Consider the following 12,719-nt stretch of genomic DNA (forward strand, 5'->3'; position numbering starts at 1 on the left):
GTTGGCTCAGCCACCCGCCGCATCCGGCGCCTGATGCTCACGCCGCTGCAGCGCCTCGCCGATCATCACCAGCATCGGCCCGTGCGACATCTCGAGACCGTGCGCCAGCGTGGCCAGCGTCAGGCGCAGGATGCGTTCGTCGGCGCGGCTGCAGTTTTCCACCACCACCACCGGCAGGTCGGGGCGGCGGCCTTCCGCCAGCAGGCGTTCCGCCGTGGCGGCGGCTTCGCGTCCGCCCATGTATTGCACCAGGGTGTCGGTCTCGGGGAGGGCCGGGTGGTCCGGCTGGTCGGGCGCGGTGCTGGAGGTGAAGAAGGCGACGCTGCGCGCCACGCCGCGCTTGGTCAGCGGCTGTTTGGTGGCGGCGGCGGCGGCCACCGCGGTGGTGATGCCGGGGACGATCTCGACCTCGATGCCTTCCTGCTCGAGCGCACGCAATTCCTCGTCGGCACGCCCGAACAGCATCGGATCCCCGCCTTTCAGGCGCACCACGGTGCGGTAGCGCTGCGCGGATTCGACCAGTTGGCGATTGATGTCGCCCTGTGCGGCGGAGCGCTGGCCGGAACGCTTGCCGACCGAGACCAGGTCGGCCTGCCGGCACAGGTCCAGCATCTCGGGGGTGACGAGGGCGTCGTACAGCACGACCTCGGCCTGCGCCAGCAGGCGCGCCCCGCGAACGGTGATCAGGTCAGCAGCGCCGGGTCCGGCTCCGATCAAATACACTTTCCCCAGCACTGCGCTATCCGCCTTTCAGATTATTCAGCAATCCGAATCATACCGGCTGCGACAGTCTGGTGGGTAACTTCATCGATCAGGATGAAGGCACCGGTGGCGCGGATGTCGGCATAGGCGTCGGCCGCCAGCGGCTGCTGCACCGCGATCTGGATGCGCGCGATGTCGTTCAGCTTGAGACCGTCTGCAGCGTGGCGCTGCTGGGTGTTCACGTCCAGGATGTCGTCGATCGACTTCACCTTGGCCATGGTCTGGCGCGTGCCATGCTTGATCCAGTACTTGCGGCGCACGTCCAGCGGCTCGTCGGCCATCCAGCACACGTCGGCGGTCACCTGCTTGAGCAGGGTGGCCGGCTGTTCGGCATTGGCCAGCACGTCGCCGCGCGAGATGTCGACGTATTCGTTCAGCAGCAGGGTGACGGACTGGCCGGCCACCGCCTGTTGCAGCGGGCCGTCGAAGGTGATGATTTCCTTGACCGTCGCTTCATGGCCGGACGGCTGTACCACGATCTTGTCGCCGACCGCGATCTTGCCCGACTCCACGCGGCCCATGTAGCCGCGGAAGTCGTTGGCTTCGTGGCCGTTGTGGCGCGCCACCAGCTGCACCGGGAAGCGGAACGGGGCGGCGTGCGCCTCGTCGTACACGCTCAGGCCTTCGAGCAGCTCGATCAGGGTCGGGCCGTCGTACCACGCCATGTTGTCGCTCTTGTCGACCACGTTGTCGCCGGCCAGCGCCGACAGCGGGATCGCGGTGATGTCCTTCAGGCCGAGGCTTTGCGCAAATTCGGTGTAGGCACCGACGATGCGCTCGTACACGGTCTGGTCGTAGTTCACCAGGTCCATCTTGTTGACGGCGACGATCACGTGCTCGATCTGCAGCAGCTTGGCGATGGTCGAGTGGCGCTTGGTCTGGGTCAGCAGCTCCACCGAGCCGTCGTCACCGAGCTTCACCTTCGACACGTCGACCAGGATGATCACGGCGTCGGCGGTCGAGGCGCCGGTCACCATGTTGCGGGTGTACTGCTCGTGGCCGGGCGTGTCGGCGATGATGAACTTGCGCTTCGGCGTCGCGAAGTAGCGGTAGGCCACGTCGATCGTGATGCCTTGCTCGCGTTCGGCTTCCAGGCCGTCGGTCAGCAGCGACAGGTCGATCGTGTCGCCCACGGTGCGCTTGTGCTTCGAGCGCGACACGGCGGCCAGCTGGTCCGCGAAAATGCCTTTGCTGTCGAACAGCAGGCGCCCGATCAGGGTGCTCTTGCCGTCGTCGACGGAGCCGGCGGTGATGAAGCGCAGCAGGCTGGCCTGGCCGCTGGCGTCGGCTTGGTGGTTCAGTTGTTCGGTCGGGGCGTTCATCAGAAATATCCTTGCTTCTTGCGTTTTTCCATCGACGCTTCCGAGGTCTGGTCGTCCATCCGGGTCGCGCCGCGTTCGGTCACCTGGGTGATCGCGGTCTCGGCGATGATGGCGTCGACCGTCGCCGCATCCGAGGACACCGGGCAGGTGCAGGAGATGTCGCCGACGGTGCGGAAGCGGACCGTCTGCGTCTCGACCGTTTCGCCTTCGCGCGCCGGGGTCAGCGGGGTCAGCGGCACCAGCAGGCCGTTGCGCGGGATCACCTGGCGCTCGTGTGCGAAATAGATCGGCGGCAGGGCCAGCTTTTCGCGGGCGATGTACTGCCAGACGTCGAGTTCGGTCCAGTTCGAGATCGGGAACACGCGCATGTTCTCGCCCGGGTGGACGCGGGTGTTGTACAAATCCCACAGTTCGGGGCGCTGGGCCTTCGGGTCCCATTGGCCGAATTCATCGCGGAACGAGAAGATGCGTTCCTTGGCGCGCGCCTTTTCCTCGTCGCGGCGGGCGCCGCCGATGCAGGCGTCGAAGCCGTGCTCGGCGATGGTTTCCAGCAGCGTGACGGCCTGGGCCGCGTTGCGCGAATCGGTTTGCGGGTTGCGCAGGCGCACGGTGCCCTTCTTGATCGAGTCCTCGACCGAGCCCACGATCAAGCGCTCGCCCAGTTCCGCCACGCGGGCGTCGCGGAAGGCGATCACTTCGTCGAAGTTGTGGCCGGTGTCGATGTGGACCAGCGGGAAGGGGAACTTACCCGGGCGGAAGGCTTTTTCCGCCAGGCGCAGCAGCACCACGGAGTCCTTGCCGCCCGAGAACAGCAGGGCGGGGTTCGAGCACTCGGCGGCCACTTCGCGCAGGATGTGGATCGCTTCGGACTCTAATGCGTCGAGGTGGCGCGCGTTGACGTCACCAAGGGCGCCGGGGGTGTCACTGAACGTCGTCATGATATTCCTGTCGTTGCTGTGGCCAAAAATCAGGCGGCCACGGATTTGATACGAATGAGTTTGCCGTCTACCAGGTGCAGGCCGCACTCCTTGGAGTCGGCGCTTTCCCACCACCAGCGGCCGGCGCGCACGTCCTCGCCCGGCTGGATCGCGCGGGTGCAGGGTTCGCAGCCGATCGACGGGTAGTTGCGGTCGTGCAAGACATTGTAGGGCACCGTGTTGGCACGGATGTATTCCCACACGTCCGCCTCGCTCCAGTCCGCCAGCGGATTGAACTTCTGCATGCCGTGCGCCGCGTCGTCTTCCTGCACCGCCAGTTCGGAGCGCGTGGTCGACTGCGAACGGCGCTGGCCGGTCACCCAGGCCTTGTTGCCGGCCAGGGCGCGCCCCAGGGGCTCGACCTTGCGGATGCGGCAGCATTCCTTGCGCATCTCGACGCTGTCATAGAAGGCGTTCAGGCCGTTCTGCGTCACGTAGCGCTCGACCGCTTCGGGCTGCGGCTTGTACAGCTTGATTTCATGGCCATACTGGGCGCGCACCTTCTCGAGCACGTCCAGGGTTTCCTTGTGCAGGCGCCCGGTCTCCAGCGTGAAGATGGTGATCGGAAGCCCGGCGCGCAAGATCAGGTCGGTCAGGACCATGTCTTCGGCCGCCAGGCTGGAAGCGAACACGGCAGGCGAAAAATCGCGCGCAATGCGCTCCAGGATGCCGCGGGTTTCTTCCACCCGCGCGTGCAGGTCACTCATGTTATTTCCTAAATTGATTCAGATGCCGGCGCCGGTATCGACGTGCTCGGGGGGCACGCCGCGCGCCTGGCGGCGGAACAGCGGCACCGGCTGGTCGACCGATGCCTGGTAGGTTTCCGAGAAGACGCTCAGGCCCTTCAGCGCGTCATGGATGTTGCGATCCTGGCGCGTGGCGTAGGCGTCGAAGCCGCAGCGGTACATCTGGAACAGCTGGTCGCGCAGCACGTCGCCGATCGCGCGCAGTTCGCCGGTATAGCCCAGGCGCTTGCGCAGGTTGTAGGCGATCGAATAGCCGCGGCCATCGGTGAATTTCGGGAAGTCGACGGCGACCACGGCGAATTGCGCCAGGTCGTCCTTGACCGCGTCCGCCAGCTCATCCGAGGCGAACCAGATGCCGATCTCGCCACGCCCGCTCAGCTGCTCGCGCTGGGCCAGCCAGACCGGCACCGGCACGATGATCTTGCCTTGCGGGACCTCGACGCTCTCGGGCGTCTGGCCCTCGTCGAGCTTCAGTACGCTCCAGTCGTCGTTGACCACTGCGCGACCCTTGATGATCTGTGGGTGGTGATTAAGCATAGTGGTCTTCTCCAGCCAGTTCGCCCGCCGGGATCGGCGTGGCATACACATATTCCTTGAACGGCGCGATGCCCAGGCGCTGGGCGACGTCGACGAAGCGTTCGCCTTCGACGCGGTTGCGCACATACACGTCCAGCAGGCGGCCGACGACTTCCGGCATCTGCGGCGCCGAGAACGACGGGCCGATGATCTTGCCGATCGCGGCATTGTTGCCCTGGGCGCCGCCGAGCGACACCTGGTACCACTCGGAACCGTCCTTGTCCACGCCCAGGATGCCGATGTGGCCGACGTGGTGGTGGCCGCAGGCGTTGATGCAGCCCGAGATGTTCAGTTCGATGTCGCCGATGTCGTGCTGGAAGTCGAGGTTGTCGAAGCGCTCGGCAATGGCCGCCGCGATCGGGATCGACTTCGCATTCGCCAGCGAGCAGAAATCGCCGCCCGGGCAGGCAATGATGTCGGTCAGCAGGCCGATGTTCGGCGTGGCGAGACCCTTGGACTTGGCCAGCTGCCACACTTCGAACAGTTTCGACTGCTCGACGTCGGCCAGCACCAGGTTCTGCTCGTGGGTCACGCGCAGTTCGCCGAAGCTGTACTTGTCGCCGAGTTCGGCCACGAAGTCCATCTGCTCGGCGGTGGCGTCGCCCGGCGGCACGCCGGTTTTCTTCAGCGACAGCACGACCGAGGCGTAGCCCGGTACCTTGTGCGGCTTGACGTTGCGCTGCAGCCAGTTGGCGAAGGCCTTGTCGTCTGCATGTGCCGCACGGGGATCGATCGCTTCGAGCGTTTTATATGGTTTCGGATTGAACCAGACCGCGACACGCTCGAGTTCCTCGGCGGTCAGCGTTTCCGGGCCGTCCTTCAGGTCGGCGAACTCGGCCTCGACCAGGCGCGTGAATTCCTCGACGCCCAGCGCCTTGACCAGGATCTTGATGCGCGCCTTGTACTTGTTGTCGCGGCGGCCGAACTGGTTGTACACGCGCATGATCGCTTCGGTGTAGGTCAGCAGGTGCGGCCAGGCCACGAATTCGTTGATCACGCTGCCCAGGATCGGGGTGCGGCCCATGCCGCCGCCGGCCATGAACTTGAAGCCGACTTCGCCCGCTTCGTTGCGCACGGCGGTCAGGCCGATGTCGTGGATCGCGATCGCGGCGCGGTCTTCCACGGCGCCGTTGACGGCAATCTTGAACTTGCGCGGCAGGGCGATGAACTCGGGGTGGAAGGTGCTCCACTGGCGCAGGATTTCGGCGAACGGACGCGGATCGACGATCTCGTCGGCTGCGACGCCGGCAAACTGGTCGGTGGTAGTGTTGCGGATGCAATTGCCCGAGGTCTGGATCGCGTGCATCTCGACCGACGCCAGGTCGGCCAGGATGTCCGGCGTCTGCTCCAGTTCGATCCAGTTGAACTGGATGTTCTGGCGCGTCGTGAAGTGGCCGTAGCCGCGATCATATTTGCGCGCGATGTGGGCGAACATGCGCATCTGCGCGGTCGACAGCAGGCCGTAGGGCACAGCGATGCGCAGCATGTAGGCATGGCGCTGCATGTACAGGCCGTTCTGCAGGCGCAGCGGCAGGAATTCTTCTTCGGTCAGCTCATCGTTGAGGCGGCGCTGTACCTGGTCGCGGTACTGCGCGATGCGTTCGCGCACGATGAGGTGGTCGTATTGGTCGTAACGGTACATGGTCAAGATCCTGTGGATGCGGTGGGCCAGTCCTGACCCAAACTAATGGAATATTAATAAAATAGAGCTTTATTCCAAACGACTGAGATTTTATTTGCTTATATGAGCCTGAGGTATAAGCAAGCTTGTAAAATGCACGTAGGGATTGATTTTTAGAAAATGCAATGAACCTCCACCAACTACGCTTCGTACGTGAAGCGGTTCGCCAGAACTTCAACCTGACCGATGCCGCCAAGGCGCTGTTTACGTCGCAGCCGGGCGTCTCCAAGGCCATCATCGAGCTGGAAGAAGAACTCGGGGTCGATATCTTCACCCGCCACGGCAAGCGTATCCGCGGCTTGACCGAACCCGGCCGCCTGGTGCTGCAGTCGGTCGAGCTGATCATGCAGGAGATCGACAGCCTCAAACGCATCGGCAAGGAATACGCGGCCCAGGACAGCGGCAGCTTCACGATCGCCACCACCCATACCCAGGCGCGCTACATGCTGCCGAAGGTGGTGCAGGCCTTCATGCAGCGTTTCCCGAAAGTACGGCTGTCGCTGCTGCAGGGCAATCCGCGCCAGATCGCCGAGATGGTCAAGAACGACCAGGCCGACCTGGCCATCGCGACCGAGTCGATCGCCGCCGTCGACGGCCTGATCACGCTGCCGTGCTACCAGTGGGAACACGTGGTGGTGGTGCCGCACGAGCATCCGCTGACGCGCTCCAAGGCAATTTCGCTGGAAGAGATTGCGGGTTACCCGCTGATTACGTACGATTCCGCCTTTGCCGGCCGCAGCAAGATCGACCACGCCTTCGAGCTGCGCCACCTGAAGCCGGACGTGCTGCTGGAAGCGATCGACGCCGACGTCATCAAGACCTATGTGGAACTGGGCATGGGGATCGGCATCATCGCCGGCATGGCCTTCGACCCGGAACGCGACCGCAACCTGCGGGCGATCCCGGTCGGCCAGCTGTTCGGCATGAACGTGTCGCGGGTGGCGGTGAAGCAGGGCGCCTATCTGCGCAGCTATATCTATACTTTCATCGAGCTGCTGGCGCCGACGCTGAATCGCAAGATGGTGGAGTCGGCCATGCGCGGCACGAGCGACAATTACGAGCTTTAATGCGACGAGCTTTAATGCGACGAGCTTTGAGAACTAGAGAAGAATGATGGAACACAAGAACCAAGTTGCGGCCTTTTACGCGAAAACTGCTGCCGGCTACGATGCCGCCGCCAGCGGGCGCCACGAGCGCGCCAACGACCTCGGCCAGCTGCGCGAGATGGTGGCCCACCTGGTGCGCGGCCATACCATCCTGGAACTGGCCTGCGGCACCGGCTACTGGACCGAAGTCATGGCCGCCAGCGCCGAGCGCATCGTCGCCACCGACACCAGCGCCGAGATGCTGGCACTGGCCACGCGCCGCCGCCTGCCGGCCGACAAGGTGAGCTTCCGCGAAGCCGATGGCCTCGACCTGCCGGCCGACCTGGGCGACTTCACCGCGGTCTTCATCGGCTTCTGGTGGTCGCACCTGCTGCGCGAGGAACAGGAAGCCTTCCTCAAGCAGCTGCGCGCGCGCGTGGGCAAGGACGTGCTGCTGATCGTGCTGGACGACGCCTACGTCGAGGGCAGCAGCACCACCATCGCGCGTACCGATGCGCAGGGAAATACCTTCCAGCTGGTGACCACGCCGGACGGCGAGCGGGTCGAGCTGCCCAAGAGCTACCCGACCGACAGCACGCTGCGCAAGCGCCTGGCCGACGCGGTGCGCGAGATCAAGATCGTGCGCATGGAGTATTACTGGCTGCTGACCTGCCGTTTGAAATAACGCGGCGTCCACGCCATGAAAAAAGCGGCCGGGAGACCCCGGCCGCTTTCATTTTGTATCAGGTGTTCGCTCAGAACGTGTGACGCAGGCCCAGCGAGAACACGTCCGGATCGCGGTTCACGGCGGTCGGGGTCAGGGTGACCGACGACGAGGCAATGCCGAACTGGCCGGTGCTGTTGTTGTCCAGGCTGGCGTAGCTGGCGTACAGGTTGGTGCGCTTCGACAGCGAGTAGGTGTAGGCCAGTGCCCAGGTCTTGCCTTCGGCGCTGGCTTGCTTCTGCTGCTGGTAGTTGACGTAGAAGCGGTGGGCGCCGAACGGGATCGAGCCGCCGATGTTGGCCTGCTTGTAGTCGGCCACGGCCGGGCGCTCGGCCTTCATCCAGTTGGCCTTGATCTCGAAGCCGCCCAGCTGGTCGAAGCGGTAGCTGCCGCCGACTGCCATTTCCTTGTCTTCGTCGGCTGCCACGCGCTTGATCTGGTGGTAGGCGGCGCCCAGGTACAGGCCGCCCAGCGTGTATTCCACGCCGCCGCCCCACAGGTTGCCCTTTTCGAGGGAGGTGTTGACGTTGGTGGTGGTGGTCGGGGTGGTTTCGCCGGCGGCGAAGGCGGCCAGCACCCTGAAGCCTGCGAACGATGCGCTCTTGTAGTTGACCGAGTTGCCCAGGCGGCGGGTCAGGCGGTTGGTGCTGCCGGCCGGGGCTGCGGCGGCGGCGGTGTTCGGGAAGTTGGCGCCGAAGGCGGCCAGGTTCGAGCCGTAGAAGCCCTGGCCGAAAGCGTCGGAGGCGGCGGCGATCGAAGCGATCGGCGAGTATTCGCGGCCCACGGTCACGGCACCGAAGGCGCCGTCCAGGCCGACCACGGCGCGTCGGCCGAACAGGGCCGAGTCACCGGCGCCGGTGTCGATCGCGGTACCGGCTTCCAGGTTGAAGATCGCTTTCAGGCCATTGCCCAGGTCTTCGCTGCCGCGGAAACCGAAGCGGCTGCTCGACTGGTTGCCCGAGTTGACCACGGTCTGACGGCCTTCCGGACCACCGAGGTCCTGCGACGACACGGCGGCATCGAGGATACCGTACAGCTGGACGTTGGACTGGGCAGCAGCGAACAGCGGGGTGGCGGCGATCAGGGCGATGGCCAGGCGTTTGACTTGCATTCGGGTTTCTCCAATAAGGGTAAAGTCGGTCGAGAGAGGAGTTGCTTTTTATAAACTACTCTCTTGAATGACTGGCATCTTATCGAAGACGTATGTCCGTTTAATGACAAAGCGAAATGTTGTTTATTATCCACACTTGCTGGCCGGGTCCGCTGCTCATACCAGGTGCCCGGCAACCGGCAGCACGATGTCGACGCGCGTGCCGGATGGTGTTTCGGAACTGATCGAGATTTCTCCGCGCATGCCCCAGACCCGCTCGCGCATGCCGATCAGGCCCAGCGAGGCCGCCTTTTCCATGTCTTCGGGGCGGATGCCGACGCCGTCGTCGCGGATCGTCACCAGCAGGTCGCCGTTCAGGCGGAACAGGTTCATGGTCACGCTGGTCGCTTCGGCGTGGCGCGCGATGTTGGTCAGCGCTTCCTGCACGATGCGGAAGATGGCGGTGCTGGCGGCGTCGTCCAGGCGCAGTTCGGCTTCGTCGGCGAGCAGGGCGCAGGGAATGCCGTAGCGTTCGACGAAATCGTCGCGCAATCCCTGCAGGGCAAAATACAGGCCGCCTTCGTCCAGCGCGCGCGGCCGCAGGTTGGTGGCGATCCGGCGCAGCGAGGTGATCGCGGTCAGCAGGTTGGCTTCCATGCCGTGCATCAGGCGCAGGCTGTCGGTGGGCGTGCCGTCGGTCTGCTGCAGCAGGTTCAGGTCCATGCGCAGCGAGGCCAGGATCTGGCCGAGGTCGTCGTGCAGCTCGCGGGCGATGTGGGTGCGCTCTTCTTCGCGGATGGTCTGGAGCGCGGCCGACAGCTGGCGCAGCTGGTCGTGCGAACGCGACAGCTTGTCCTGCACCCGCTGGCGGTCCGAGACATCGCGCATGATCACGGTGTAGTAGGGCGTGCCGTTGCTGGCGCGCGAGATCGACCCTTCGAGCGGGAAACGGTGGCCGTCGGCGCGCAGGCCGGTGACGGTGTAGTCGGTGGCACGGCGCCCGGCGCGGCCGTCGCCGGCACCGAAGAATTCGCTGGGACCGTCCTGCGACCCGTGCGGTGCTTCGATGTAGCGTTCGAGCGGACTGCCCAGCATCTGCTCGACGCTGGTGCCGAACAGGCTGGCGGCGGCCGGGTTGGCGGTGACGATGAGGTTGCCGAGGTCGGCCGAGATGATGGCTTCGCTGGCGTGATGCACGATCTGGCGGCTGGCGGGCACGGTGTCTGCTTCCTTGTGGACGCGGCGGCCCAGCGCACGGCCGGCAGCCAGCCCGATCAGGAAACATCCCAATTGCGAGGCTGCGGGCCAGCCGGTGAAACGCAGGCGGCGCGACGGGTTCATGGTAGGCCCTCGAAAAAACGACCCGCTTGCGGGTCCGGGATCTACCTTACGCGCCGCCGGCCATGGCCGGCTTGAGGCTCGACAGTATGATGCTAGTACGGCGAGACGATGCAACGCCGCCATGGAGGTTTTTCAGGCGCTCTTACATCTGCTTGAACAGGTGGAGGAAGCTGCGGCTGACTTCGAGCTTGTCCGGACGGCCCTTGATGAGCACCAGGTGGCGGCCGCGGATGTCGCGCGTGACGCCTTCGATTGCATTGACGTTGACCAGCGTGGCGCGGTGGATCTGCCAGAACAGCGAGGGATCGAGCTCCTCGGCCAGGTCGCGCACCGGCTTGCGGATCAGGGCTTCCAGCTTGTCGGTCTGGACGCAGGTATATTTCTCATCCGAACGGAAGAACAGGATGTCCTCGACCGGGATCATGCGCAGGTCCTGGCCGATGCTGGCCTGGATCCATTGCAGGTATTTCGGCTTGGGCGCGGCGATCTTCTCCGCCAGCTGGGTCAGCATGGCGCTGACGGTGTCGCTCATGTTCACGGCCGCAGGCGCGCCCGCGCGCGGCGCCGCGCCTTCCGCCGTGCCGCTGCGTTCCTTGAGCCGCTCCTTGAGGCGCTCGACCGTGATCCGCAGGCGCTCCGGTTCCGGCGGTTTCAGCACGTAGTCGACGGCGCCGCGCTCGAAGGCTTCCACCGCATACTCGTCGTAGGCGGTCACGAACACGACCTGGCTGGCGTCGCCGATCTCGCGCGCCGCATCCATCCCGGTCTTGCCCGGCATGCGGATGTCGAGGAAGGTGAGGTCGGGCCGCAGTTCGCCGACGAGCTGCACGGCTTCGTCGCCGTTTTTCGCTTCGCCGACGATCTGCAGTTCCGGCCACGCCTGGGACAGGCGGGTGCGCAGCAGGTCGCGCATCAGTCTTTCGTCATCGGCAATGATCGCAGTAGGCATGGTCGCAGTGGCTCGTAATGGGCTGGATGAGGGAATGTCGATTATTCAACGAAACGTCGCCTGGGGCAATAGGCTGGATTCCGATTTCGATGGGGTCTATTTTGGCGCCAGCTGGTAGGGCACTTCGATGGTCGCGATCACGCCGCTGGGACTGTTGGCCGCGATGTGCAGGTGGCCGGCCTTGCCGTGCAACAGTGCCAGGCGGTCGCGGATGTTCGACAGGCCCAGGCCGGTGCCCTTGCTCGGCACGACCCCGAAGCCGACGCCGTCGTCGGCCACGGTCACGCGCAGGCGGCTGTCGAACACCTCGGCAGTCACGTCCAGGTGGCCGCCCTCGGGTTTGCATTCGAGTCCGTGCTTGATTGCATTCTCGACCATCGACTGCAGCATCATCGGCGGGAAGGCCGCGCTGCGCAGCCCGCTCGGCACCTGCACGTTGACGGTCAGGCGCTCTTCCATGCGCATTTTCAGCAGGTCGAGGTAGGCGTTGACCATGTCGACTTCGCGCCCGAGGTTGGTGACCAGGGTGTTGTCGCGCATCTGCGGCAGCACCGCGCGCAGGTATTGGATCAGGGTGCGCTGCATGGCCGAGGCACGCGGCGGGTCGGTCTCGATCAGGTGCTCGACCGAGGCCAGGGTATTGAACAGGAAATGCGGCTCGACCTGTGCCTGCATGGTCTGCATCTTGGCTTCCGACAGCTGGCGCTGCATCGACTCGCGCTCGGCCGCCGCGGTGGCGGTCTGCATCTCGGCCTCGGCGCGCTTCTTGCCGCCGACCAGCGCCTTGGTACCGAACAGGGCCAGCACCAGCAGCCAGACGAAGCTGGTGAACCAGGTCGAGGCCTGCTTGTGGTAGCTGCGCGCCTTGGCTTCGGCGGCATCGTCGACCGCGGCTTCGATCGCATCCGACAGCTCGTCGCTGATCTGCGGCGGCAGGTCGATGTGGACCTCGTCGCCGCCGCGCCCGCTCTTGGCGACGCGCGACGGCGTACCCGGCGGCGCGGGCGGTACGGGCGGCACCGGTACCGCCTGCGCGGCCTTGCCGGCGGCTGCAGTCTGGGCGGCATCCGCCGCCGCCTTGCCGGCCTTGCCGGCGGCCTTTTCGGCCTCGGCCGACGCCGCGGCTGCGGCAGCCTCGGCCTTGGCAGCTTCGGCTTCCGGATCGATGTTGACGGTGGCGCCGCTGCGCGCGCGGCCGCGCGGATTCAGGTGGATGCCGCTGTCGTCGATGGTAATGGTGGGTTCGTCGCGGCGCGCGCTGCGCTCGGTGCGCACGATGTCTTCCTCGCCGCCGGAAAACAATTCCTGTTGCACGATGGTGCCGGCCGTCAGCAGCAGCGCGGCAAACAGCAGGAACTTCCACCATGACAGCTGCGTCACCCAGGTCGCCACCGCGTCGAAGGCGCGGTACAGCGATGACAGGGCGGTCGACAAGGCCTGCTGGGTTGGACGCGATGTTGGCATGG

12 protein-coding genes are annotated in these 12,719 nt (G+C 65.2%); 2 read left to right on the forward strand and 10 right to left on the reverse strand.

Annotated elements, in window-relative coordinates; genetic code table 11:
* Positions 1–6: 6 nt before the first annotated feature.
* Genes cobA through FBX97_RS02650 form a run of 6 tightly spaced genes read right to left on the reverse strand, consistent with a single transcriptional unit; the run spans position 7 to position 6,025 of the window.
* A complete protein-coding gene (gene cobA, locus FBX97_RS02625) occupies positions 7–735 on the reverse strand; it encodes a uroporphyrinogen-III C-methyltransferase (protein ID WP_255517263.1) in 729 nt (242 codons plus the stop codon).
* Positions 736–755: 20 nt separating this feature from the next.
* Positions 756–2,084, reverse strand: coding sequence for a sulfate adenylyltransferase subunit 1 (locus FBX97_RS02630; protein ID WP_141828689.1), 1,329 nt, complete (start codon positions 2,082–2,084; stop codon positions 756–758).
* Positions 2,084–3,022: a sulfate adenylyltransferase subunit CysD gene (cysD, locus tag FBX97_RS02635; RefSeq protein WP_141828690.1), complete on the reverse strand. Its 939-nt coding sequence runs from the start codon at positions 3,020–3,022 to the stop codon at positions 2,084–2,086. Before cysD ends, FBX97_RS02630 begins: the two co-directional genes overlap by 1 nt.
* Positions 3,023–3,051: 29 nt before the next feature.
* Positions 3,052–3,768, reverse strand: coding sequence for a phosphoadenylyl-sulfate reductase (locus FBX97_RS02640; RefSeq protein ID WP_141828691.1), 717 nt, complete (start codon positions 3,766–3,768; stop codon positions 3,052–3,054).
* 18 nt (positions 3,769–3,786) lie between these two features.
* Complete coding sequence (locus FBX97_RS02645; RefSeq protein ID WP_141828692.1) at positions 3,787–4,344, reverse strand: DUF934 domain-containing protein; 558 nt, start codon at positions 4,342–4,344, stop codon at positions 3,787–3,789.
* Positions 4,337–6,025 carry a nitrite/sulfite reductase gene (locus tag FBX97_RS02650; RefSeq protein ID WP_141828693.1) on the reverse strand — a complete coding sequence of 563 codons (1,689 nt, stop codon included), beginning with the start codon at positions 6,023–6,025 and terminating at the stop codon, positions 4,337–4,339. Before FBX97_RS02650 ends, FBX97_RS02645 begins: the two co-directional genes overlap by 8 nt.
* Positions 6,026–6,189: 164 nt before the next feature.
* Here FBX97_RS02650 and FBX97_RS02655 point away from each other — a divergent pair, with 164 nt between their 5' ends.
* Together FBX97_RS02655 and FBX97_RS02660 are read left to right on the forward strand one after the other, a co-directional pair.
* The gene (locus FBX97_RS02655; protein WP_141828694.1) at positions 6,190–7,131 is read left to right on the forward strand and encodes a CysB family HTH-type transcriptional regulator; all 942 of its coding nucleotides are present in this window, start codon (positions 6,190–6,192) and stop codon (positions 7,129–7,131) included.
* A 43-nt stretch (positions 7,132–7,174) separates the two neighbouring features.
* Positions 7,175–7,834: a class I SAM-dependent methyltransferase gene (locus tag FBX97_RS02660; RefSeq protein WP_370457122.1), complete on the forward strand. Its 660-nt coding sequence runs from the start codon at positions 7,175–7,177 to the stop codon at positions 7,832–7,834.
* Positions 7,835–7,904: 70 nt separating this feature from the next.
* Here the strand turns inward: FBX97_RS02660 and FBX97_RS02665 are convergent, their stop codons facing one another.
* The 4 genes from FBX97_RS02665 to FBX97_RS02680 all read right to left on the reverse strand — a co-directional run bounded on the left by FBX97_RS02665 (position 7,905) and on the right by FBX97_RS02680 (position 12,717).
* Complete coding sequence (locus FBX97_RS02665; RefSeq protein ID WP_141828695.1) at positions 7,905–8,984, reverse strand: porin; 1,080 nt, start codon at positions 8,982–8,984, stop codon at positions 7,905–7,907.
* Positions 8,985–9,140: 156 nt separating this feature from the next.
* Positions 9,141–10,304: a PAS domain-containing sensor histidine kinase gene (locus FBX97_RS02670; RefSeq protein WP_141828696.1), complete on the reverse strand. Its 1,164-nt coding sequence runs from the start codon at positions 10,302–10,304 to the stop codon at positions 9,141–9,143.
* Between the two features lie 142 nt (positions 10,305–10,446).
* Complete coding sequence (locus FBX97_RS02675) at positions 10,447–11,253, reverse strand: LytTR family DNA-binding domain-containing protein (protein WP_141828697.1); 807 nt, start codon at positions 11,251–11,253, stop codon at positions 10,447–10,449.
* Between the two features lie 96 nt (positions 11,254–11,349).
* Entirely contained in the window at positions 11,350–12,717 is a 1,368-nt protein-coding gene (locus FBX97_RS02680; protein WP_141828698.1) for a sensor histidine kinase, read from the reverse strand.
* Between the last annotated feature and the right edge of the window lie 2 nt (positions 12,718–12,719).

This window comes from Herbaspirillum sp. SJZ107 (assembly GCF_006715485.1).
Taxonomy (GTDB): domain Bacteria; phylum Pseudomonadota; class Gammaproteobacteria; order Burkholderiales; family Burkholderiaceae_D; genus Telluria.

Bases quoted from the DNA above. Each gene is read 5' to 3' on its own strand.
- FBX97_RS02645 (WP_141828692.1), bottom strand. From the start codon at position 4,344: ATGCTTAATCACCACCCACAGATCATCAAGGGTCGCGCAGTGGTCAAC.
- FBX97_RS02655 (WP_141828694.1), top strand. From the start codon at position 6,190: ATGAACCTCCACCAACTACGCTTCGTACGTGAAGCGGTTCGCCAGAAC.
- FBX97_RS02680 (WP_141828698.1), bottom strand. From the start codon at position 12,717: ATGCCAACATCGCGTCCAACCCAGCAGGCCTTGTCGACCGCCCTGTCA.
- cysD (WP_141828690.1), bottom strand. From the start codon at position 3,022: ATGACGACGTTCAGTGACACCCCCGGCGCCCTTGGTGACGTCAACGCG.
- FBX97_RS02630 (WP_141828689.1), bottom strand. From the start codon at position 2,084: ATGAACGCCCCGACCGAACAACTGAACCACCAAGCCGACGCCAGCGGC.
- FBX97_RS02640 (WP_141828691.1), bottom strand. From the start codon at position 3,768: ATGAGTGACCTGCACGCGCGGGTGGAAGAAACCCGCGGCATCCTGGAG.
- FBX97_RS02675 (WP_141828697.1), bottom strand. From the start codon at position 11,253: ATGCCTACTGCGATCATTGCCGATGACGAAAGACTGATGCGCGACCTG.
- FBX97_RS02665 (WP_141828695.1), bottom strand. From the start codon at position 8,984: ATGCAAGTCAAACGCCTGGCCATCGCCCTGATCGCCGCCACCCCGCTG.
- FBX97_RS02660 (WP_370457122.1), top strand. From the start codon at position 7,175: ATGATGGAACACAAGAACCAAGTTGCGGCCTTTTACGCGAAAACTGCT.
- FBX97_RS02670 (WP_141828696.1), bottom strand. From the start codon at position 10,304: ATGAACCCGTCGCGCCGCCTGCGTTTCACCGGCTGGCCCGCAGCCTCG.
- FBX97_RS02650 (WP_141828693.1), bottom strand. From the start codon at position 6,025: ATGTACCGTTACGACCAATACGACCACCTCATCGTGCGCGAACGCATC.